General features: G+C 53.8%; 22 protein-coding genes. 1 reads left to right on the forward strand and 21 read right to left on the reverse strand.

Annotated features, from left to right (window positions below; translation table 11 throughout):
* Positions 1–159 precede the first annotated feature (159 nt).
* The 7 genes from QLG21_RS12650 to QLG21_RS12680 form a co-directional block, all read right to left on the reverse strand.
* Complete coding sequence (locus QLG21_RS12650) at positions 160–918, reverse strand: amino acid ABC transporter ATP-binding protein (RefSeq protein ID WP_282484545.1); 759 nt, start codon at positions 916–918, stop codon at positions 160–162.
* Positions 919–925: 7 nt separating this feature from the next.
* Entirely contained in the window at positions 926–2,029 is a 1,104-nt protein-coding gene (locus QLG21_RS12655; RefSeq protein ID WP_282484546.1) for an amino acid ABC transporter permease, read from the reverse strand.
* Positions 2,030–2,038: 9 nt separating this feature from the next.
* Complete coding sequence (locus tag QLG21_RS12660; protein WP_282484547.1) at positions 2,039–3,220, reverse strand: amino acid ABC transporter permease; 1,182 nt, start codon at positions 3,218–3,220, stop codon at positions 2,039–2,041.
* A 67-nt stretch (positions 3,221–3,287) separates the two neighbouring features.
* Positions 3,288–4,313, reverse strand: a complete 1,026-nt coding sequence (locus tag QLG21_RS12665; RefSeq protein ID WP_006178894.1) for an amino acid ABC transporter substrate-binding protein — start codon at positions 4,311–4,313, stop codon at positions 3,288–3,290.
* 457 nt (positions 4,314–4,770) lie between these two features.
* Entirely contained in the window at positions 4,771–4,992 is a 222-nt protein-coding gene (locus QLG21_RS12670) for a lipoprotein (RefSeq protein ID WP_006178893.1), read from the reverse strand.
* A gap of 243 nt (positions 4,993–5,235) precedes the next feature.
* Positions 5,236–8,349, reverse strand: a complete 3,114-nt coding sequence (locus QLG21_RS12675; RefSeq protein WP_006178892.1) for an efflux RND transporter permease subunit — start codon at positions 8,347–8,349, stop codon at positions 5,236–5,238.
* 11 nt (positions 8,350–8,360) lie between these two features.
* Positions 8,361–9,500: an efflux RND transporter periplasmic adaptor subunit gene (locus tag QLG21_RS12680; RefSeq protein WP_282484548.1), complete on the reverse strand. Its 1,140-nt coding sequence runs from the start codon at positions 9,498–9,500 to the stop codon at positions 8,361–8,363.
* A gap of 401 nt (positions 9,501–9,901) precedes the next feature.
* Between QLG21_RS12680 and envR the strand changes: the two genes are divergently transcribed.
* Positions 9,902–10,549: an acrEF/envCD operon transcriptional regulator gene (gene envR, locus QLG21_RS12685; RefSeq protein ID WP_137903540.1), complete on the forward strand. Its 648-nt coding sequence runs from the start codon at positions 9,902–9,904 to the stop codon at positions 10,547–10,549.
* On the opposite strand, the gene QLG21_RS12690 is transcribed toward envR, so the two are convergent.
* From QLG21_RS12690 to QLG21_RS12755, 14 genes are all read right to left on the reverse strand, one after another.
* Complete coding sequence (locus QLG21_RS12690) at positions 10,544–12,628, reverse strand: bifunctional diguanylate cyclase/phosphodiesterase (RefSeq protein WP_137903539.1); 2,085 nt, start codon at positions 12,626–12,628, stop codon at positions 10,544–10,546. The two genes, envR and QLG21_RS12690, sit on opposite strands and share 6 nt — an antisense overlap.
* A 140-nt stretch (positions 12,629–12,768) precedes the next feature.
* On the reverse strand, positions 12,769–12,933 hold the full coding sequence (locus QLG21_RS12695) for a DUF2556 family protein (protein ID WP_006178888.1): 165 nt from the start codon (positions 12,931–12,933) through the stop codon (positions 12,769–12,771).
* 180 nt (positions 12,934–13,113) lie between these two features.
* The gene (gene fis / locus QLG21_RS12700; protein WP_000462905.1) at positions 13,114–13,410 is read right to left on the reverse strand and encodes a DNA-binding transcriptional regulator Fis; all 297 of its coding nucleotides are present in this window, start codon (positions 13,408–13,410) and stop codon (positions 13,114–13,116) included.
* A gap of 23 nt (positions 13,411–13,433) precedes the next feature.
* Entirely contained in the window at positions 13,434–14,399 is a 966-nt protein-coding gene (dusB, locus tag QLG21_RS12705) for a tRNA dihydrouridine synthase DusB (RefSeq protein WP_006178865.1), read from the reverse strand.
* Between the two features lie 330 nt (positions 14,400–14,729).
* Positions 14,730–15,470 carry a carbonic anhydrase family protein gene (locus tag QLG21_RS12710; protein WP_088208420.1) on the reverse strand — a complete coding sequence of 247 codons (741 nt, stop codon included), beginning with the start codon at positions 15,468–15,470 and terminating at the stop codon, positions 14,730–14,732.
* Positions 15,471–15,606: 136 nt separating this feature from the next.
* Positions 15,607–16,488, reverse strand: coding sequence for a 50S ribosomal protein L11 methyltransferase (gene prmA, locus QLG21_RS12715; protein ID WP_006178862.1), 882 nt, complete (start codon positions 16,486–16,488; stop codon positions 15,607–15,609).
* Between the two features lie 11 nt (positions 16,489–16,499).
* Entirely contained in the window at positions 16,500–17,951 is a 1,452-nt protein-coding gene (panF, locus tag QLG21_RS12720) for a sodium/pantothenate symporter (protein ID WP_046885748.1), read from the reverse strand.
* Positions 17,941–18,183 carry a YhdT family protein gene (locus QLG21_RS12725; RefSeq protein ID WP_006178860.1) on the reverse strand — a complete coding sequence of 81 codons (243 nt, stop codon included), beginning with the start codon at positions 18,181–18,183 and terminating at the stop codon, positions 17,941–17,943. The genes panF and QLG21_RS12725 overlap by 11 nt, the downstream gene beginning before the upstream one ends.
* Before the next feature lie 109 nt (positions 18,184–18,292).
* Positions 18,293–19,642 carry an acetyl-CoA carboxylase biotin carboxylase subunit gene (gene accC, locus QLG21_RS12730; RefSeq protein ID WP_282484549.1) on the reverse strand — a complete coding sequence of 450 codons (1,350 nt, stop codon included), beginning with the start codon at positions 19,640–19,642 and terminating at the stop codon, positions 18,293–18,295.
* Positions 19,643–19,652: 10 nt separating this feature from the next.
* Entirely contained in the window at positions 19,653–20,120 is a 468-nt protein-coding gene (gene accB / locus QLG21_RS12735; protein ID WP_137903538.1) for an acetyl-CoA carboxylase biotin carboxyl carrier protein, read from the reverse strand.
* Between the two features lie 21 nt (positions 20,121–20,141).
* Complete coding sequence (aroQ, locus tag QLG21_RS12740; protein ID WP_006178857.1) at positions 20,142–20,594, reverse strand: type II 3-dehydroquinate dehydratase; 453 nt, start codon at positions 20,592–20,594, stop codon at positions 20,142–20,144.
* Between the two features lie 234 nt (positions 20,595–20,828).
* Positions 20,829–21,428 carry a protein-methionine-sulfoxide reductase heme-binding subunit MsrQ gene (gene msrQ / locus QLG21_RS12745; RefSeq protein ID WP_006178856.1) on the reverse strand — a complete coding sequence of 200 codons (600 nt, stop codon included), beginning with the start codon at positions 21,426–21,428 and terminating at the stop codon, positions 20,829–20,831.
* Positions 21,428–22,429 carry a protein-methionine-sulfoxide reductase catalytic subunit MsrP gene (gene msrP / locus QLG21_RS12750; protein ID WP_042322160.1) on the reverse strand — a complete coding sequence of 334 codons (1,002 nt, stop codon included), beginning with the start codon at positions 22,427–22,429 and terminating at the stop codon, positions 21,428–21,430. The genes msrQ and msrP overlap by 1 nt, the downstream gene beginning before the upstream one ends.
* Positions 22,430–22,506: 77 nt before the next feature.
* Positions 22,507–23,481, reverse strand: a complete 975-nt coding sequence (locus QLG21_RS12755) for an MDR family oxidoreductase (protein ID WP_102890114.1) — start codon at positions 23,479–23,481, stop codon at positions 22,507–22,509.
* Positions 23,482–23,580 lie beyond the last annotated feature (99 nt).

The raw sequence follows: 23,580 nt of genomic DNA on the forward strand, positions 1-23,580 counted from the left end.
CCGTAGCGCCGATGGTAGTGTGGGGTCTCCCCATGTGAGAGTAGGGAACTGCCAGACATCAAATAAGTGAAGAGGCCATCCGAAAGGATGGCCTTTTTGCGTTTTGGGCCGTATGAATCTGCAGGCCCGGTAAGCGTAGCGCTTCCGGGCACAAAACGCTTAATGGATCACCTGAGATAAAAACGCCCGTGTACGCTCTGACTTAGGATGATCAAAGAACTCATCTGGCGGAGCCTGCTCAACAATTTCACCGCGATCCATAAAGATCACCCTGTCAGCTACGGTTCTCGCAAATCCCATCTCATGCGTCACGCACAGCATGGTCATCCCCGATTGCGCCAGCCCGATCATGGTATCCAGCACCTCTTTGACCATTTCCGGATCGAGAGCGGACGTTGGCTCATCAAACAGCATGATTTTCGGTTTCATGCACAGCGACCGCGCGATAGCGACGCGTTGCTGCTGACCACCGGAGATCTGTCCCGGGAATTTATGAGCATGTTCTGCAATGCGCACGCGTTCCAGGTAGTGCATCGCCAGCGCTTCAGCCTCTTTTTTCGGCATCTTTTGAACCCAAATGGGTGCCAGCGTGCAGTTCTGCAAAACGGTCAGGTGCGGGAACAGATTAAAGTGCTGAAACACCATCCCCACTTCCTGGCGAACGCGTTCGATATTGCGGATATCTTCATTCAGCTCAATACCATCCACCACAATCCGCCCCTGCTGATGCTCTTCAAGATGGTTAATACAACGAATTGTCGTTGATTTTCCCGATCCAGAAGGACCGCACAGGACAATCCTTTCCCCCTGTTTTACCTTCAGATTAATGTCTTTTAACACGTGAAACTGCCCGTACCATTTATTGACGTTTTCCAGCGTAATCATCGCGTCGGCGGGGGTCATTGTTATTTGGCTCATCATTTCCTCAGTGCGGTGTACGCCCGGTGTTAAAGCGCTTTTCCAGGTGTTGGCTATAGCGCGACATGCTAAAACAGAAGATCCAGTAGATCAGCGCGGCAAAGACATACCCTTCCGTGGACATCCCGAGCCAGGCGGGATCAACGGTGGCTTGCTGCACGCTGCTAAAGAGATCGAACAACCCGATGATGATCACCAGGCTGGTATCTTTAAAAAGCGCGATGATCGTGTTGACCAGCCCGGGAATAACCAGCTTGAGCGCCTGGGGGAGGATCACCAGCCCCTGCGTTTTCCAGTAACCCAGCGCCAGGGATTCTGCGGCTTCGTACTGTCCTTTAGGCAGCGCCTGAAGTCCGCCACGAACCACTTCAGCCACATAGGCGGACTGGAAGAGAATGACCCCGACCAGGGCACGGATCAGCTTGTCTATGGTGGTGCCCTCCGCCATAAACAGCGGCAGCATGACCGATGACATAAACAGAACGGTGATGAGCGGCACGCCGCGCCAGAATTCAATAAAAATAACGGAGAGCACGCGTACCACCGGCATGGTGGAGCGCCGTCCCAGTGCGAGCAAAATCCCCCACGGCAACGCGCCGGCAATCCCAACGGAAGCAATGATCAACGTCAGCGTCAGGCCGCCCCACTGGCGGGTTTCGACGCGTTCCAGCCCCAGAAAACCACCGTACAGCAGCACCCATACGACAACGGGATACACAACCGCCCAGCAGGCGATATAGCGTCCACGGTGAGGCACTTTTTTCCAGAACATAACGGCGATGGAGAACAACCCGATCGCCAGCGCCAGATTGATCCGCCAGCGCTGTTCATGAGGGTATAACCCATACATGAACTGGCCAAATCGCTGGTGAATAAACACCCAGCATGCCCCCGCTTTAGTACAGTCTTCGCGAGTCGTCCCCGTCCAGTTTGCCTGTAATAAGGCCCAGTTCAGCAGCGGAGGAAGTAGTTCCCACATCAGCCACAGGCAAACCACTGTCAGAAGCGAGTTACCCCAGCTGGAAAACAGATTCTTACGTGCCCAGGTTACATAGCGCCCGCCCGGAGAGAGGGATGGGCGCGAAGAGTGAGACAATATTGCTTTACTCATCATCGTTCCTTAGCGCTCAACCAGCGCGATGCGGCGGTTGTAGAGGTTCATCAGCAACGAGATGACCAGGCTGATGATCAGGTAGACGGACATGGTGATGGCGATGGTTTCAATCGCCTGGCCGGTCTGATTAAGCACGGTTCCGGCGAACAGCGACACCATATCCGGATAGCCAATCGCGGCAGCTAGCGACGAGTTTTTCACAATATTCAGATACTGACTGGTCAGTGGCGGAATGATGACCCGTAGAGCCTGAGGAATAATGACCTGGCGCAGCGTCACCGTATTTGGCAAGCCCAGAGAGCGTGCGGCCTCGTGTTGTCCATAGGGTACGGCCTGGAGCCCTGCGCGAATGATCTCAGCAATAAACGCTGAGGTATAAATAGACAGTGCCAGCGTCAGGGCGGCCAGCTCCGGGATTAAAACCATGCCACCCTGGAAATTAAACCCGCGCAGGTGGGGAACATCCCAGTGCAGCGCGGCGCCAAACAGACTCCGGGCAGCCCATGGCAGGACAACAATCAACGCTAGCGCGAACGGCCATGTCTTACGAAGTTGTCCGGTTTTAACCTGGTGTTTCCGGTTATAGCGAAACAGCCCGCCAGAGATGACAAGCGCAAGTGCAATAGCGATAACAAAGGCGTGTATCCCCTCAGCAACCTGAGGGGAAGGGATGTAGAGCCCCCGGTTGCTGAGAAAAAGCAGGTCGAAAGCGTCTATGGCCTGGCGCGGCCCCGGGAGGTTGCGCAGGACAGCGAAATACCAGAAAAAGATCTGCAACAAGGGCGGGATATTGCGGAACGTCTCGATGTAAAAGGTCGACAGTTTCCTCAACAGCCAGTTATCGGAAAGCCGCGCCAGGCCAATGAAGAACCCAAGCAGCGACGCGAAAACGATGCACAGAGCCGAGATCAGTAGCGTATTCAGCAGACCAACCACAAACACGCGCCCGTAGGTATCACCTTCCTGGTAATCGATAAGATGCTGAACAATTCCAAAACCCGCGCTGCGATCCAGGAATGCAAAGCCGGATGTAATACCGCGATTATTCAGATTGGTCACGGTGTTATGAATCAAATAAGCGGCAATGACGATAACCGCGATAACAGCAATAATCTGGAATAGCCAGGCGCGGACCGCGGGATGAGAAAAGGATAGCGATCCTTTTATGGCAGAGCGGCGATGGGGCATAAACAAACCTCGGTAACCATGTCTCCGGAGTGGGCACCGCGTGCGCAGTGCCCGTTACAGCCGATGCTTAACGTACAGGTGGGGCGTACTGAATGCCGCCGTTGTTCCAGAGATTGTTCTGGCCGCGTTTTATCTTCAGCGGACTTTCAGAACCCACGTTGCGCTCAAAAATTTCGCCATAATTCCCGACCTGTTTAACGATGTGGTAAGCCCATTTGTTATCAAGCTTCAGGTCTTTGCCGAAATCGCCCTCTTTGCCCAGCAGGTGTGACATATCCGGTGTCGATGGATTTGCAGCTTTCTCATCGACGTTTTTCGAGGTGATGCCCATCTCCTCTGCATTCAACATGGCGAACAGCGTCCAGCGCACGATGGAGAACCAGTCTTCATCACCACGGCGAACGACGGGGCCGAGAGGTTCTTTAGAAATAACCTCAGGAAGGACAATCCATTCAGCCGGATTACTCAGCTTAATTCGCAGGGCATACAGCTGCGACTGGTCCGACGCCAGCGTATCGCAACGTCCTGATTCCAGCGCTTTCGCTGACTCATCTGAGCGGTCAAAGGTGACCGGGGTGTACTTCATGCTATTTGCTTTGAAGTAATCTGCGACGTTAAGCTCAGTATCCGTTCCCGCCTGAATACACACAGTTGCGCCGTCCAGCTCTTTGGCACTTTTCAGGCCAGCTTTATTGTGGGTGAGGAACCCGATACCGTCGTAATAGGTTACGCCGGTGAATGACATGCCCATACCGGCATCACGTGAAGATGTCCAGGTGGTATTACGCGACAGCATATCCACTTCGCCTGACTGCAACGCCGTGAAACGTTCTTTTGCCGTAAGCGGGGTATATTTCACTTTGCTGTCATCACCGAAAACCGCAGCGGCAACGCCACGGCAGACATCAACGTCGATGCCGGTAAATTTGCCGTTTGCATCGGCATAAGAGAAGCCAGGCAAACCGTCGCTGATCCCACATTGTACAAAACCTTTCTTTTTAACGGCATCCAGCGTCGTGCCCGCATGGGCCTGGCTGGCAACAGCAAACAACACGCCCGCTGCGGCCAGGCTGGCTATCATCGTCTTTTTCATAATGCATCCTGTGTGGCGAAATTATCGTTATAAAGGCGTTTTGAAACGCTTTGACCTGTCTGTGGATGTGGCCGACGTTTATAAAGCAAACGTAATGCCAGGTTTACGCCCGATAAAATAAACGAGAACAGGGCGCACAATGCTGAGTGTAGACAGGGTTAAATAAATCGAATGCTCTGGAATGGTGCGAAATTCCAACCTGCGCCACAAATTGGAGCAAAAGTTTATTTAAGCGCATGTTTAAACGAAAGATAGTTTCTGACGTGAATATTGGCAGGGTATTGAATGTAATTAATATGTGAAAATAATCACGAAGGAAGATGAAATTAAATAGACGATACAAAAAAAGATGTGACGGGTTTTTGAATGACGGTTTTTCCTGAATTTAACATTAATCTTTTACGTCCAGGGAGGGGGAAGCAAAAGCGCGGACAGAGCCGCGCTTTCAAAGACGTTTTTATTTGGTCAGGGCGACGATGCCCAGCGTCAGACCTGCGATAGCGGCAGCGCCACCGGCAATGGCCCCTGCGGTTTCCCAGTTATCCTGAGTGGTGCCTTTCATGCAGGTATTGGTATGAACCAGTCGGCCCTGATCGTCGTATACCGGTACACATGGAGAATCGTGTGCGCAACCGGCAAGCAGCGCAGCGAGAAGTGCAACGGAAATGAATCTTTTCATGATGTTACCTCAGTGTTTTCTCACATTCGCTTTAAAGCCAGAGCGGCAATTAACGAATTAGCGCCTATTTTACCACTGCTATAAGCCCATCCCGCATGGGGAATAATCTCAAATTATGTGGTTTGTAAAAATCATGGAGAAAAACGGACGTTAAAAGTAATTAATGGAGAAAGTGTGGAGCACATGGAACGTTATTTTCGCGGGAATTAAAAAAGGCACCAGAGGTGCCTTTTCAGTCATTCATTAATCTTTATGTTTCGTGAAACGTCGCCGCACCACCACAAAGAAGACGGGCACGAAGAAGATGGCCAGCAGGGTCGCTGAAAGCATCCCTCCCATTACGCCCGTGCCGACGGCGTTTTGCGCACCGCTGCCTGCACCACTGCTAATGACCAGCGGCATGACGCCGAGAATAAATGCCAGAGACGTCATCAGGATAGGGCGCAAGCGCATTCGCGAGGCCTCAAGCGTCGCTTCGATAATGCCTTTACCCTCTTTATCCATGAGATCTTTAGCAAATTCAACGATCAAAATGGCGTTCTTGGCTGCCAAACCGATGGTTGTGAGCAGGCCCACCTGGAAGTAAACATCGTTGTTCAGCCCGCGCAGCGATGCGGCAAGAAGCGCACCGATGACGCCCAACGGTACAACCAGCATGACTGAGAACGGAATAGACCAGCTTTCATAAAGAGCGGCCAGGCATAAGAACACCACAATCAGTGAAATGGCGTACAACGCCGGTGCCTGGTTACCGGAAAGTCGTTCCTGGTAAGACATCCCCGTCCAGTCATAGCCGATGCCAGCAGGCAGTTTTGAGGCCAGGCTTTCCATTAACGCCATTGCTTCACCGGTACTTTTTCCCGGTGCGGACTCACCAAGGATCTCCATTGACGGCATCCCATTGAAGCGCTCCAGACGTGGCGAACCGTACACCCAGTGCGAGCTGCTAAAGGCCGAGAAGGGGACCATTTCACCGTTCGCGCTACGGACATACAGGCTGTTAATATCGCCAGGCAACATACGGAAACGGGCATCGGCCTGAACGTACACTTTTTTCACGCGTCCATGGTCGATAAAGTCGTTTACATAGGTGCCACCCAACGCCGTTGAGACGGTCTGGTTTACATCAGAAACGCTTACGCCTAAGGCCTGGGCTTTCTCCTGATCGACATCCAGCTTGAACTGAGGCGTATCTTCCAGGCCGTTAGGACGCACGCGAACCAGCAGGTCAGGATGCTCTCTTACCATACCAAGCAGCTGATTACGTGCCTGCGTAAGTTGCGTATGTCCCAGGTTTGCCTGATCTATCAACTCAAAGTCGAAGCCAGTCGCGGTACCCAGCTCAATAATAGCGGGTAGGTTGAACGGGAAGACCAGGCCATCTTTGATTTGGCTGAAGGCTTTCGTTGCGCGGCTCACAATTGCACCTACGCCATTTTCCTTACCCGGACGTTCTTCCCAGGGCTTGAGACTGACAAACGCGATGCCTGAGTTTTGGCCCTGGCCGCTAAAGCTGAACCCGTTTACCGTGAAGACAGATTCAACGTTCGCTTTCTCTTTCGTCAGATAGTAATCCTGAACCTGATCCAACACCTTCTGGGTGCGCATCTGCGTAGCACCGGCTGGCAGCTGCACCATCGTCATGAACACCCCCTGATCCTCTTCGGGCAGGAAGGAGGTCGGCAGGCGCAGGAACAGCACCGCCATGCCGCCGACGATAATGAGATAGACCAGCAGATAACGCCCGGTTTTGCGTAAGATCCCGCTCACGCTGTTACTGTAATGATCCACGCTTCTGTCAAACAGCGCGTTAAACCAGCCAAAGAACCCCCCTTTCTTCTCGTGGTGATCGCCGGAAACGGGTTTAAGCAGTGTGGCGCACAGCGCAGGCGTTAAAATCAGCGCAACCAGCACCGAGAGCGCCATGGCAGAGACGATAGTCAGTGAGAACTGGCGGTAGATGGCGCCGGTCGAGCCGCCAAAGAAGGCCATCGGAATAAAGACCGCCGAAAGAACCATGGCGATGCCGACCAGGGCGCCCTGGATCTGTTCCATCGACTTCTGCGTCGCCTCTTTGGGCGGCAGTTTGTCTTCAACCATGACGCGCTCGACGTTCTCGACGACCACGATGGCATCATCCACCAGCAAGCCTATCGCCAGCACCATCCCAAACATCGTCAGGGTGTTTATGGAGAAACCAAACGCCGCCAGGATGGCGAAGGTGCCAAGCAGCACGACCGGCACGGCAATTGTCGGGATCAGCGTTGCCCGCAGATTTTGCAGGAACAGATACATCACCAGGAAAACGAGAATGATCGCTTCAAACAGCGTTTTCACCACTTCGTGAATAGAGATCTTCACGAAAGGTGTGGTGTCGTACGGATAAACGACTCTCAGGCCCTGTGGAAAGAAGGGTTGCAGCTGCGCCAGCTTGCTCTTAATGGCGGCAGCTGTATCCAGCGCGTTTGCACCGGTAGCCAGTTTGATCCCAAGGCCGGTTGCCGCCTGGCCATTTATCTTGGTGACCATGTTGTAGTTTTCGCCGCCCAACTCAATTCGGGCAACATCCTTCAGATGCACCATTGAGCCATCCGGGTTGACCTTCAGCGTGACCCGACCAAACTCTTCCGGCGATTTCAAACGCGTTTGAGCAATAATTGAGGCGTTTAACTGCTGTCCGGGTATAGACGGTGTACCGCCTAACTGACCCGCTGCAATCTGGTTGTTCTGCGTCTTTAACTGGTTAATCACATCCAGAGGGGTAAGCTGGTATTTGTTCATGGCGTTACTGTCGAGCCAGATACGCATCGCGTACTGCGCACCAAACAGCTGAACATCGCCAACCCCTGAGGTCCGGCTAATCGCATCTTTCACGTTCGAGGCGACATAGTCAGAGATGTCATCCTGGCTCAGACTTTTATTATCAGAAACAAATCCCGCCACCAGCAGGAAGCTACTGCTGGATTTTTCTACGCCGATCCCTTGCTGCTGTACTTCTTGTGGGAGCAGCGGCATCGCCAGCTGAAGTTTGTTTTGAACCTGAACCTGAGCAATGTCAGGGTCGGTCCCCGACTGGAACGTCAGGGTAATGGTCACATTACCTGCGGAATCGCTGGTGGACGACATGTACATCAGGTTATCGATGCCGTTCATGTTCTGCTCGATAACCTGGGTGACGGTATCCTGAACCGTCTGCGCATCCGCACCCGGGTACGTCGCCGTGACGGCGACCGCAGGGGGAGCAATGGTTGGATATTGTGCGACGGGCAGTTTTAAAATGGCGAGGCCGCCCGCAATCATCAAAATAATGGCGAGCACCCAGGCGAAAACTGGCCGCTGAATAAAGAAATTAGCCATGAAGTCTTCCCTTAACTGGCAGGAGTAGCGGCGGTATCAGGCGTTGCCACAACGGTGACGCCAGGACGGACTTTCTGCAGGCCGCTAACGATCACGCGCTCCCCATTTTTCAGCCCTTTCGTTACCAGCCAGCGATCGCCAATGGCCTGTGGCGCAACGATCGTACGTGTTTCAACCTGATTTTTGTCGTTCACGACCAGCACGGTTGCATCGCCGCGTGGCGTACGGGTGACGCCCTGCTGCGGAACCAGAATGGCATCCGGTTGCGTACCTTCATCTATGCGGGCGCGCACAAACATGCCGGGTAAAAGTATGTGCTGTGGGTTCGGGAACAGCGCTCGCAGGGTGATAGATCCGGTGCTTTCATCGACGGTGACATCGGAGAACTGAAGCGTGCCTTTCAGCGGATAGGGTTGACCATTTTCCATGATCAGTTCAACCGAGCTGGCATTTTCGCCTTTCTGCAGGCTCGTCTGCTTCAGACGCATAAATTCGCCGCTGGATTGGGTAACGTCGACATAAATCGGGTCGAGCTGTTGCACCGTCGCCAGCGCAGTAGACTGCCCGTTCGTGACGAGCGCGCCTTCGGTGACGCTGGATTTACCAATACGACCGTCAATAGGAGAAGTGACTTTGGTATAGGCAAGATTGATACGTGCGCTTTCCATACCGGCTTTTGCTGCCACGACGCTGGCATCGGCCTGTTGCGCGTTTGCCACGGCCTGATCGTACTCTTGCTTACTGACGTACTGCGTACCGACCAGGGGGACATAACGCTTCACGGTCAGATGAGCAATATTCGCCGCCGCCTGTGCTTTTACCAGATCGCCTTTTGCGCTGTCGTAAGCCGCCTGGTAGGTGGCAGGGTCGATTTGATAAAGAGACTGGCCCGCTTTGACATCACTGCCTTCAGTAAAATTACGACGCAGAATGATTCCACTCACCTGAGGACGAACCTCCGCAACGCGAAAAGCATCCGTTCTGCCCGGTAACTCTGTGGTGACCGCCAGCGGGGCGCTTTTAACGATGTGAACGCTAACCTGTGGCGGCTGCGCATGCTGCTGTACATTATCCTGCCCATCACATCCGGCGAGCAGCGCGGCGCAGACAATGAAACCGGATAAAGGTAAGAGTCTGAAATGATTGGTCATTACGGTTCCTTTAAATACCCGTTTACCGATATTTGTCGTGAATCGGTGAACAGGGTAGGGGGCAAAAAATAAAAATGTAGCTGCGTATAATAGTGAGGAAAGATAATGTTTTTTAATTTATAAGTGCGACGCCAGGTCGTGCGAGTTAAAAATCGGAATCTGACCAGGTGCTTTTATGAATAAACTTCTGGCAATTTAGTTAGATAATGGAGGATGTAGTTAAACTACATTCATAAATTACGTGAATTTAATCGTGATGATGTATTTGCCATAATTATAAATAAATGCAATTGACCTTTTTTGTGCAAACTTATTTCCCGTTATAGGGAATACTTTTGTTTACACGACAATCCCGCTTTTCTTCATAGTGCATTCATCCTGAGAGCAATGAGTAGCAATTTATGGCGCGAAAAAAGAAAGAAGATGCACAGAAAACCCGACAACAGCTGATTGAAGCTGCCATCGAACAGTTCGCCACGCGTGGCGTCACCAACACGACCCTCACCGACATTGCGGACGCCGCGCAGGTGACGCGCGGGGCGATCTACTGGCATTTTTCCAGTAAATCAGAAATATTCAACGCTATCTGGGAACAACAGCTTCCCTTGCGCGACATTATTCGCGAACGCCTGCCGTTCACCGAAAATGACGACCCTTTAAGGATGCTTCGCGAACAATTTATCGCGGCGCTGCAATATATTGCCCGGGAGCCACGCCAGTGCGCCCTGTTACAAATTCTGTATCATAAATGTGAATTTAATAACGATATGATTTCAGAGTGTGAAATTAGACGGCGTATCGGCTTTAATGATGAGCATCTACGCGCGACGCTGGAAAAGTGTATCGCCAGAAAATTTATCTCTCCGCAGGTAAATATTGATCTGGTCCTGATCGTTTTTCATGGTTTCTTTAGCGGAATAATTAAAAACTGGTTAATGAACAGTACCCGTTTCAATCTTTATCAACAGGCACCCGCGCTGGTGGATAATATTTTGACGACGCTGCAAATCACGCGAGTGCCGTCAGTGGCATACGATACGGCGTCATGATGAGGTATGTGAAGGTGAAAACGTCCCGCTCTGGCAAAGCGCTTCAACGGCTTGTGCGGTAACAGGTTTCCCCAGGAGATAACCCTGCAGCGTATTGCAGCCGAGTTGCGTTAAAAATGCCTGCTGGGCTTCGGTTTCAACACCTTCCGCCACCACTTTCAGATTCAGCGTTTTTGCCAGCGCCACAATGGCCGAGACGATGGTGGCGTCTTCGCTCTCTCCACTCAGTTCCTTCACAAAGGCGCGGTCAATTTTCAACTCGCAGGCCGGGAGCTTTTTGAGATAGAGCAGGCTGGAATAGCCAGTACCAAAATCGTCAATCGACGCCTTCACGCCCGCGTCAGTAAGCTCCGTCAGCACTCGCACGCTTTCATCGGGATCGCTCATCGCGGTGGTTTCCGTCACTTCAAGGATCAGCATCTCCGGCGGCACGTTATGGCGCGCCAGACAGTCGAGCACCGTCTGCACCAGCGAAGGCTGTTCGAACTGCAGCGTTGACAGATTCACCGCCATCGACCAGTCGTTATGCCCCTGAAGATGCCACTGGCGCAGCTGCCGGCAGGCTTCATCGATAACCCAGTTGCCAATCGGAACGATCAGCCCTGTTTTCTCCGCCAGAGGCAGGAAAAGGTCCGGCGTCAGTAACCCCTGCGTGGGGTGTTGCCAGCGCAGCAGCGCCTCAAAACCCAAAACAGGCCCGGCGGGCGCGTGGAATTTTGGCTGATACAGCAGGCGCAGCTCGGCACGATCCACGGCCATCCACAGGTCGTTCATCAGCTGCAAATGGGTCTGCGCCAGGGTGTTCATCGACGGCTGGAAGAAGTGATAGCCATTTCGGCCCATATGTTTGGTGTGATACATCGCCGCATCGGCGTTAAACATCAGCTCGCGATCTGTTTTACCGTCGTGAGGATAGAGCGCAATGCCGATGCTGAGCGTCACCACCAGTTCGTAAGGCTCCAGGGCAAACGGGCTATCAATGGCACGAACCAGGGCGCTGGCCAACGAGGCGGCATCGTCTGGCCCGTCAGTCTCGGCGAGAAGCACAAACTCATCCCCGCCAATACGGGCAAGCGTGTACTGTCCCTTCAGGGGCTGCAGCAGGCGCTGTGTGACCGCCACCAGCAGCTTATCGCCCACGTCATGACCATAGGCATCATTCACCGTTTTAAACCCGTCGAGGTCCATAAACATGAGCGCGAAATGGCGGCCTTCCCGATCGGCTTTACTGATGGCCTGGCCGAGACGGTCCTCAAGCAGGAGCCGGTTTGGCAGGCGGGTCAGCGTATCCTGAAGTGCCAGCTGGGCCAGCTCGCGGTTGGCTTCCGCCAGGGAGGAGGCCAGCAGAGACGTGCGTGCCTGAAGCCGTGCATCGAGTATCGAGACCAGCAGGGTGATGCCCAAAATGGAGAGCGCAATGACGCTCACCAGTACCGCCAGCCAGCTGCCGTTAATGCCATGGTGGTGAAGCATGGTTGACGTCGGGAACTGCGCCGCCTTCATGCCCGCGTAATGCATACCGGCAATGGCGACCCCCATGGTGATGGCGGCGCCCAGCCTCATCAGCGCAACCTGCGCGGCATCATGACGCAAACGAAACGTCAGCCACAGGGCGACCAGGGAGGCGGCGAGGGCGATCGCCACGGAAACCGCCACCCATACTTTATCCCAGACGATGCCGGGCGTGACTTCCAGGGCCGCCATGCCGGTGTAATGCATGGCGACGATACCCGTCCCCATGACCAGTGCGCCAGGGAGGAGTCGGCGTAAACGAAGCCGATCGCAGCTGACGAGCCACAGGGCAAAGAGCGACGAGCCGATGGCGATGATCATCGAGAGCACCGTCAGCGCGATGCTATAGCTCATGCTCATGGAGAGGTCCATCGCCAGCATGCCAATAAAGTGCATGGCCCAAATGCCGATACCCATCGAAATGCCGCCACCGGCCAGCCAGACGCGGGACGCCATGCCCTGACTTCCGGCAACGCGCGCAGCCATATTCAGCGCGGTGTAGGCGGCCAGGATAGCAACGACGAAGGAGATGACGACAAGGATTTGGTTGTATTGGCTAACCAGCATGGTTGTTCACTCGTAATGAGAGATTTAACAAGGGCAGTTAAGAAGGGCTGAGACATTATCATCGTCAGATAATGACTAAAAGGGATTTAAGGCCCTGTTTTTAGTAGGTAATAACAGGGTTTTTGAACGACGTCAGGCAGTTAGTCGAGTTCGGAACAGTTCACAAGTTTCAGTGGATTGACGGAATTCATATTGCGGCACTTATCGGTTTCAGTACTTAACAGTTCAATCCACTGCATCAGCAGGGCATCGAAAAGGAAAACTGAGACAGCAAAGACAACCAGCCACCAGTATTTACGAATCATTGTGTCATTCCGGACGAAAAGAGCCTGTAAGGTGGTGGAAATATACACGAAATGCGGGCGTTTAAAAGTGGGAGAGCTGAAGGTTTACAAAGCGTTGACGGACGAGCAAAACAGGCGATAAAAAAGGCGCTTCCCCATGCCGAGTAGCGCCTTTTTAAACAAGCATTTCGCTAATCGAAATTAGTTCATGCCGTATTTTTTCAGCTTCTTACGAAGGGTACCACGGTTGATACCCATCATCAGGGCAGCGCGGGTTTGGTTACCGCGGGTGTATTGCATCACCATGTCCAACAGTGGCTGTTCAACTTCAGCCAGTACCAGCTCATACAGGTCATTAACATCCTGACCGTTCAGTTGAGCAAAATAGTTCTTCAGTGCCTGTTTAACCGAGTCACGCAGGGGCTTTTGAGTCACCTGATCCTGAGAGTTAACGGTAGAAACGGTCAGTACGTCAGAATTTACGCGTTGTTCGAACATAGTTCTGTCAGCTCTTTATTTCATTACGCAAAATTTTCGAAGTATGCCTCCAACGCCTCCAGCTGTACGCTGGCATCCTCTATGGCGTTGAATGTGCGCCGAAACTGGTCATTTGGAGCGTGCTCCTGGAGATACCAGGAAACGTGTTTACGCGCAATTCGGTACCCTTTTGCCTGGCCGTAAAAGTCATGCAATTCCCGAACGTGCGAACAAAGCAAGCGCTTAACCTCTGCCAGAGGCAGTGGAGCAAGCAGCTCTCCAGTGTCCAGATAATGCTGGATTTCCCGAAAGATCCAGGGTCTTCCCTGAGCTGCACGTCCTATCATCAGAGCATCAGCTCCCGTATAGTCGAGCACAGCTCTGGCTTTAAGCGGGTCAGTAATGTCACCATTCGCGATAATCGGAATGGAAACTTTCTGCTTAACTGCCCGAATGCTGTCGTATTCAGCGTAACCATTGAACAAGCAGGCGCGAGTGCGTCCGTGTATGGTCAGAGCCTGAATGCCACAATCTTCGGCCAGTTGGGCAATCTCTACACAGTTACGGTGTTCCGGCGACCAACCCGTGCGAATCTTTAACGTAACAGGAACGTCCACTGCGCTGACAACCGCCGTCAGGATCGCTTTGACCTGGTCGGGGTATTGCAGAAGGGCTGAGCCTGCAAGCTTGCGATTCACCTTTTTGGCCGGGCACCCCATATTGATATCAATAATCTGGGCACCACTTTCCACGTTAATACGCGCGGCATCTGCCATCTCTTCAGGCACGCTTCCGGCAATTTGCACGGTGCGAATACCTGGCTCATCAACGTGCACCATCCGTAGACGGGACTTATCGCTTTCCCAAACCTGCGGGTTAGACGACATCATCTCGGAAACGGTTAATCCGGCTCCCATCTCGTAGCACAGCGTCCTGAACGGCCGGTCGGTAATACCTGCCATAGGGGCTGCGATCAGGCGATTTCTGAGCTGGTGGTGTCCGATGCGCATGAGTTAAGAAATGACCATACTGTGACTGCAAGGCGGCGTATATTACGCATTTTTTGCACGAGATGAAAGGCCAAACTTTGAACAATCCTCTGTTGTAGATCAAGGAATCAGCGGCCTGACGTGGTGATGAGATTTATTCACTATTTAAATCATTGAGTTATGTGTTAACGCTTATTTTATAGGCGCTTACAATTTCCCGTAACTTCTCATCGTTTCTGAATAAATGAATCGGTTTAGCGGGATAATCTGCTGTTTTTAGCAGCAGTTTATCCCGCTTCAATGCGATCTGCGTCGCATTTTAGAACATGATCTTAGTGCGAAAAATGCACATTACTCCACGACGACACGGCCATGGAGTGACTGTACCGAGCGGTTATTATCGTGGTGCATGGTATGGGTGAATTTCTCCAGTTGTTCAGCAGAGAGCGTCAAAGGATGTTTAAGGACAACCCAGATAACGCCTTCGGAACACGGAGGAGTAGTAAGCGAGCCGCTAAAACGCCAGTAGGTTTTGTCTTTCGGCAGAAGGTTATTCAGATTAAGGTTCTGATTAATGGTCGCATTTTGCTCCGCATGTTCAGGCATCACTTTCCACAGCTTTTCCAGCTCGGCGTTCGGTGCGCCCTTATCAAACATTACCGCAACCACGACCAGTTCGCCTTCAGCATTCTTGTGCACCAGGTGCATTTCCATCGCATAGTTTTTGCCATGGATCGTGTTTTCACTCGGCGCATGGAAATGGAATTGCTGAAGAGACCAGGTCTGTTTATCCAGGGTAATGCTGTCGCGCGTGTCCGCTTTTTCTCCAGCCTGAATGGTGTGCCCGTTGTTCGTCAGCGTGATGGGACCCTCAGTGTAGTGCGTTTGTAACGGGGTGAGGTGGGCCTTAAGTGTGGAATCAATGTTAATCGGGGACTGATTCATACCGCTTTGACAGGTTTTATACGCCTCATCCAGTTCGCCCCAGTGCTCCGGAGCGCCTTCGCCTTCATAGCTCCAGTGTGATGCATACGCTGAAGCGGAAATGATGCTCAGCGCCAGCAGCGCTGCCTTGCCAGTGATGTGTTTCATAATATTCTTCCGGTGAATTTTATTGTTCAAATCATTTAATTAACGCATGATCTGTAAGGGTATTTTACCGGAGAAAACCAGGAGGCGGGAGCAATATCAGAGAGGAAAGGCGTGGTCAGATGACCACGCCAAAAGATCACTTTTTACGGCCGGTAATACGGCACCACTCTTCTTTCTCAACCACCGGATCGAGCGTAAAGAGATCGGCATAGGCTTCGCAGACGCTGTCGGCCTGGCTGGCGAGGATGCCGGAAAGGCCCAGCAGGCCGCCTTCAACGGGCAGCACGCTGATTAACGGTGCCAGCTCGCGCAAAGGGCCTGCCAGAATGTTCGCGACGACGACGTCGGCTTTCATCGCTTCTGGCTGCGCGTCTGGCAGGTACAGCTCCAGACGATCGGAGACGCCGTTACGTTCAGCGTTATCGCGGCTGGCCTGGATAGCCTGGGGATCGATGTCGATCCCGATCGCTTTCGCAGCGCCCAGCTTCAGCGCGGCAATCGCGAGGATCCCCGAGCCGCAGCCAAAGTCGATCACGGTCTTGCCTTCCAGATCCAGCCCGTCCAGCCACTGCAGGCACAGCGACGTAGTAGGGTGCGTGCCTGTACCAAATGCCAGACCCGGATCGAGCATAACGTTCACCGCGTTTTCATCGGGAACGTCGCGCCAGCTCGGGCAGATCCACAGGCGTTTACCGAACTGCATTGGATGGAAGTTATCCATCCACTCGCGTTCCCAGTCTTTGTCTTCGATCTGCTCGATCTTATGGACAAAGCCTGCGCCCAGAAGCGGGTGGTTTTCCAGAATCGCGACGACCTCGTTCATGTCGGTTTCGGCATCGAACAGGCCGATAACGTCGGTGTCGCCCCACAGGCGGGTTTCACCCGGAAGCGGCTCGAAAACCGGCGTATCATGCGTGTCCTGGAAGGTGATGGAAACCGAGCCGGCCTCCATCAGCGCATCGCTCAGCTCTTCGGCATTCGCGCCGGTTGTATTCAGTTTCAGTTGGATCCACGGCATGGCAAAACTCTTTATTTATCAGTAGAAATCATAGCGGGCTGTGGGACGGGTTGACCAAAACGGTTCCCTACCACAAACGCCAGTAAGCTTAACAGTAACGAAGGCACAATCGGATGGAAGCCCAGATACTGAATATTAAACGTCGCAAGAACGGCGTACAGCACGCCGCCGACAATCATAGCGCTCAGCGCGCCTGCGGCATTGGCCCGCTCCCAGTAAAGCCCCAGCACCAGCGGCCACAGGAAGACCGCCTCAAGCCCACCGAACGCGAGCAGGTTGAGCCAGATGATCATCTCCGGCGGACGCCAGGCGGCCAGCAGCAACAACGCCCCTAACAGCAGCGTAATCACGGCTGACATCCGCTTCAGGCGTCGCTCGTTTTCGACCTGCTCCGGGCGCAGGTTCAGATAGAGGTCTTTAATGATCGTAGCGGAACTTTGCAGGAGCTGAGCATTGATCGTCGACATAATGGCGGCCATAGGTGCGGCGAGGAATATCCCGGCAGCAAAGGGCGGAAGCACTTTGACCATCAGCGTTGGGATCACTAAATCGGGGACCGTCAGGTCCGGGATCACCGCGCGGCCTAACGCGCCTGCCAGGTGCATACCAAACATCAGGATCGCCACAACGATGGTGCCGATGATGATGCCTCTGTGCACCGCTTTGCTGTCTTTATAAGAGATGCATCGCACTGCGGTATGTGGCAGGCCAATCACCCCAAAGCACACCAGCACCCAGAACGAGGTCATAAACGTCGGGGAGAGGATATCGTCCGCGCCCTGCGGCGAGACCAGTTTCGGGTCGATCGCTTCCAGGGTTTCCACGGCATGGCTCAGGCCGCCTGCCGCATGCACAATCCCCACCAGCAGAACGATAGTGCCAATAAGCATCACCATCCCCTGCATCGTATCGTTCAGCACGCTGGCACGGAACCCGCCAAAGGCGGTGTACAGCGCAATACTCACCCCGAAGATGATAAGGCCGGTCTCATAGGGGATCCCCGCTGCCGTCTCCAGCAAACGCGCGCCGCCGATAAACTGCACCGTCATCGCACCAATAAAGGCGACCAGCAGGCTCAGGCTTGCGAGCCAGACCAGCAGACGGCTCTGATAGCGCGCAAACAGCATATCGTTGAGCGTCACGGCGTTATAGCGGCGAGCCAGAATGGCAAATTTTTTGCCAAGGATCCCCAAAGAGAGCCAGACGGCAGGCAGCTGGATCATCGCCAGCAGCACCCAGCCTAACCCGTATTTATAGGCGGCACCGGGACCACCGATAAACGAGCTGGCGCTGATATAGGTGGCGGTAAGCGTCATGGCCAGCACAACGCCGCCCATCGAGCGGCTACCGAGAAAATACTCATTCAGGAAGGTGCCGGTGGTCCTCTTACGCATCGCATAAACGGACAAACCAAACACCACTAACAGGTAAGCGATAAGCGGCAGAATGACTTCAGGCTGCATCATCGTCCTCCAGCGGAATATCGCGATAAATGAATTTCACCATTGCCCAGCACAGCAGGATAAAGACCAGCGGCACCAGCAGACACGCCATCTCAAACCAGTGAGGCAGGCCGGTAATGCCGATAGCTGAATCAGGTAAGTAAGCGGTTACTAACCAAGCGGCGAGATAGAGAAGGGTCAGCCACAGCGCCCAGCGCGCTTCTTTATGGGCCTGAACAAAACGCTTGTCCATTTTTTGTCCCTTGTGGATGAAGAAAGCGGGGATTGTACATGATGGGGCATAGCTCCCCCCAGAAATAAAAAAAGGCCGGATTAACCGGCCTTTTCGCGTTGCTGCAAACTTACTTCTCGTTCAGACCGAGTTTCTTCTCCAGATAGTGGATGTTAGTTCCACCATTCTGGAAGTGCTCGTCGCTCATGATGCGCATCTGCAGATCAATGTTGGTTTTGATACCGTCGATGATCAGCTCCTGCAGGGCGTTCTTCATGCGGGCAATCGCCACGTCACGGTTCTCGCCGTAGCAGATGAGTTTACCGATCATTGAGTCATAGTACGGCGGTACGGTGTAACCGGCGTAAATATGAGACTCCCAGCGCACACCAAAGCCACCCGGCGCGTGGAAACGCGTGATTTTACCCGGGCTTGGCAGGAAGGTGTTCGGGTCTTCGGCGTTGATACGGCATTCTACCGCATGGCCTTTGACCACAACTTCATCCTGCTTGATGGACAGAGGCTGGCCGGCAGCGATACGCAGCTGCTCTTTGATCAGGTCAACGCCGGTGATCATTTCGGTAACCGGGTGTTCAACCTGAATACGGGTGTTCATCTCAATGAAGTAGAACTCGCCGTTTTCGAACAGGAACTCGAAAGTACCCGCGCCGCGATAGCCGATATCCACACAGGCCTTGGAGCAACGCTCGCCGATGTAGCGACGCAGTTCCGGAGTAATGCCCGGTGCTGGTGCTTCTTCGACCACTTTCTGGTGACGACGCTGCATGGAGCAGTCGCGTTCTGCCAGATAGATGGCGTTACCCTGACCGTCAGCCAACACCTGAATTTCGATGTGGCGTGGGTTTTCCAGGTACTTTTCCATGTAAACCATGTCATTGCTGAAAGCCGCTTTCGCTTCCGCTTTTGTCATGGCAATGGACTGGGCCAGTTCTGCATCGCTGCGCACAACGCGCATACCACGACCGCCGCCGCCGCCGGACGCCTTGATGATCACCGGGTAGCCAATGCGTTTCGCATGGGCACGGTTAACATCCATATCGTCGCCCAGAGGGCCGTCGGAGCCTGGTACGGTTGGAACACCGGCTTTCTTCATCGCGGTGATCGCAGACACTTTGTCGCCCATCAGGCGAATGGTGTCGGCTTTCGGGCCGATGAAGATAAAGCCAGAGCGTTCAACCTGCTCGGCAAAGTTGGCGTTCTCAGAGAGGAAGCCGTAACCCGGATGAATTGCCACCGCGCCGGTGATTTCAGCGGCGCTGATGATAGCCGGGATGTTCAGATAGCTTTTTACGGACGGAGCCGGGCCAATACAGACCGTCTCATCCGCCAGCAATACGTGTTTTAAATCGCGATCCGCGCTTGAGTGCACGGCCACGGTCTTGATGCCCAGTTCTTTACAGGCACGAAGAATACGCAGTGCAATCTCGCCACGGTTGGCGATAACAATTTTATCCAGCATGTTCGCCTCGTTACTCGATGACGACCAGCGGCTCGTCAAATTCTACCGGCTGACCACTTTCGACCAGAATCGCTTTCACAGTACCTGACTTGTCAGCTTCGATCTGGTTCATCATTTTCATGGCTTCGACGATGCACAGGGTATCGCCTGCATTGACTTTCTGACCCACTTCGATGAACGCTTTCGCGTCCGGGCTCGGGGTGCGGTAGAAAGTCCCAACCATTGGGGAACGTACGATGTGACCACTGATTTCTGCGGCAGCGGCAGGTGCAGCGTCTGCTGCTGGTGCAACGGCTGCGGCAAGCGCAGGCTGCTGCTGCATCATCGGCGTTGCATAAGCCTGCTGCATTACCGGGAAGCTAGCGGCTGGGGCTGCACGGCTGATGCGTACAGACTCTTCGCCTTCAGAAATTTCCAGTTCGGAGATGCCTGATTCTTCAACCAGCTCGATCAGTTTTTTAATCTTACGAATATCCATGAGTGGGTTCCGTACTCTTGTTTAGTGTGATTGTGACAGGCGTTTTACCGCTGTCTGTAAAGCGTATGAATAACCGTCTGCACCCAGTCCACAGATAACACCAGCGGCGATATCCGACAGGTAGGAATGGTGGCGGAACGGTTCTCGGGCATGCACGTTACTCAGGTGGATCTCGATAAACGGGATACTCACCGCAAGCAGTGCGTCGCGGATAGCAACACTGGTGTGCGTAAACGCGGCCGGATTGATCAGGATATAGTCCACATTGTCTTTAGCCTGATGAATACGGTCGATGATTGCGTACTCCGCGTTTGACTGAAAATGATCCAAATCCACATCTAATGACGCTGCTTCCGTACCCAGACGGTTAACAATTTCACTCAATGTTAGCGTGCCATACTTCTCTGGCTCACGGGTTCCGAGCATGTTCAGGTTCGGTCCGTTAAGGACTAAGATTTGAAATTTACCAGCCATTGTGCCGCTATCTCCTGCGAATCTCGGGTAAAAAACAAAATATACCTTCGATGCGCGATTGTCACCTTTTCAGAGGCCTAAAACCCCTGTCAGGAAAACCAAAGTCGCACATTATAACGATTTCGTAGCATTTGGCAGCTAAATACTGGTCTTATCAGGGAAGATTATCAACCGCAAACCCAAAAAGATTCACGGATGATAAGTATTCTGCGGGAAAACGCACAGTTTCGCGCACTATCGCAACCACTGGCGGAACTTCTTATAACGCCACGCCAGCAGGCCCAGCGCCAGGAGCGCATAGAGGATGGGCTGCGGCGAGAGAATTTTCACCGACCACAGGTAATGAATGGGGGCGAGGATCGCAACCAGATAGACGACGTTGTGCAAATACTGCCACCGTCGGCCCAGTTTTCGCTGGGCATACTGCGTGGAGGTGAGCGTCAGCGCCAGCAAAATCAGCCAGCTCACAATGCCCAGCGTCAGGTAGGGGCGCGTCACCAGTTCGCGGCCCAGTAGCGACAAATTGTTAATCCCCAGCTCAAGCAGCGCATAGCTGGTGAGATGGATCGTCGCCCAGGCAAAACACCATAGCCCTAACAGACGACGGGTGCGTATCAATAATGGCTGTTTAGCGTAACGCGCCAGCGGTGAGACCAGCAAGGTCGCCAGTAAAAATTTCAGAGCCATCCTACCCGTAAAGTGCTGGATATCCTTCGCCGGGTCGGCGCTGAACGCGCCTGCATTCACCGCCCAGAACAGCCAGATAAAAGGAAGCAAACCGGCCAGGTGCAGCAGCACCTTCAGCCAGACGATCTGCTTTGCGGTTAAGCGCACTAGAAATTCTCCCGTAAATTCAGCCCACGGTACAGAGACGCCACCTCATCCGCGTAGCCGTTAAACAGTAGCGTCGGCTGGCGTTTAACGTCCAGCGCACCGCCCGACCCGATAAACCGTTCGGTGGCCTGCGACCAGCGCGGGTGATCCACATGCGGGTTCACGTTCGCAAAAAAGCCGTATTCGCCCGGTGCCGCCAGGTTCCAGGTGGTGGGTGGGCGCTCGCGGGTGAGTTTGATGCTGACAATGGACTTAATCCCTTTAAAGCCGTACTTCCACGGCACGGTCAGGCGAATGGGCGCCCCGTTCTGCGGCGGCAGCGCTTTGCCGTAAACGCCCACGGTCAGCAGCGTAAGCGGATGCATGGCTTCGTCGAGGCGCAATCCTTCCACATAGGGGTATTCAAGCCCGCCGCCGATAAAGCGGTCCTTTTGACCCGGCATCTCGTCTGGCGCATAGCGCGTCTGGAACGCGACGTACTTCGCGTTGCTGGTGGGCTCAACCATCGCCAGCAGCTTATGCAGCGGGAAGCCAACCCATGGAACCACCATGGACCAGGCCTCCACGCAGCGCATCCGGTAGATGCGCTCCTCCAGCGGAAAACGGGTGGTGAGGTCGTGGTGATCCAGCGTCAGCGGTTTAGCAACCTCGCCGTCAATTTTCAGCGTCCACGGATCGGTTTTCATGCTGCCCGCGTTGGCCGCAGGATCGGCCTTATCAAGGCCAAATTCATAGAAGTTGTTATAGCCCGTGACTTTATCTTCTGGCGTCAGCGCCAGTTTATTTTGCCATTGTGCGGGTTTCGTAAAGGTGAGGGGCGCACCGGAGGGCGCTTTTGGGCGGTCGTTACCCTTAAACCAGTCGAGCAGGTCGGCGTGGGCCGCAGGGGTAAGCGTTAAGGCGGTCGCGCTGATGCCAAGCATTTTCAGGATCTGGCGGCGCTGTAACATAAAGACAGATTCAGACGTTACGTCGGCTTCCGTCAGCTTTCGGGTTTTCATGGCATCCTCCGTCATGCGTTTTTGTAAGCATGACGGAGGAGAGCGGTTAGCGCGAATATGTCACGAAAATTTGAAGATTAGGCTATTTTCACCAGCGCGCGGCCATGGAACTGGTTGTCCATGATCTTATTGGCATAGTCAGGTGCCTGGCTGAGAGAAATTTCGGTGGCACTTTGGGTAAAGAAGGACTCCGGCAGATCACGCACCAGACGCTCCCAGGCTTCAGCGCGACGGGCCGCAGGCGTCATCACAGAATCGACCCCCTGCAGACGCACGTTACGCAGAATAAACGGCATCACGGTGGTTGGCAGGGCAAAACCGCCCGCCAGGCCGCAGGCTGCCACGCAGCCGCCGTAGTTCATCTGCGCCAGGACTTTCGCGAGCACTTTGTCACCTACGGTATCAACTGCGCCTGCCCAAAGCTGTTTTTCCAGCGGACGGGTTTCGGCAAACTCTTCCCGGCCAAGGATGCGGCTCGCCCCCAGTTGACGCAGGTAGTCATGCGTACTCTCACGGCCAGAGACGGCCACAACCTGATAACCCAGCCTGTGCAGCAGGGCAACGGCGGTGCTGCCTACGCCACCGCTCGCGCCGGTCACGACAATTTCGCCGGATTCCGGGCGGATCCCGGCGTCTTCCAGCGCCATCACGCACAGCATAGCGGTAAAGCCGGCTGTCCCTACGATCATCGCTTTACGGCCATCTAACCCCGCCGGCATCGGTACCAGCCAGTCGCCCTTCACGCGCGCCTGAGAAGCCAGGCCACCCCAGTGGTTTTCACCCACGCCCCAGCCGGTGAGCAGCACCTGCTGCCCGGCGTGGAAGCGCGGATCTTCGCTGGTGTGCACATGGCCCGCAAAATCAATTCCTGGCACCATCGGGAAATTTCGGATGATTTTACCTTTGCCGGTAATCGCCAGCGCATCCTTATAGTTCAGGCTGGACCAGTCAATGTCCACGGTGACGTCGCCTTCGGGCAGACGGCCCTCTTCAATGGCTTGCACCGAGGCAAGGGTTTTACCGTCCTGCTGTTCTAAAATCAAAGCCTGCATACTGGTTCCTCACGACTCAGATGATTGGAAAATAATTCCTTAAGACTATACTCGCACAATGAAACGTTATGCCGATTTAACGCAATAAATTGCCAGATA

It is taken from the genome of Enterobacter sp. V87_3 (assembly GCF_029967835.1).
GTDB lineage: Bacteria > Pseudomonadota > Gammaproteobacteria > Enterobacterales > Enterobacteriaceae > Enterobacter > Enterobacter cancerogenus.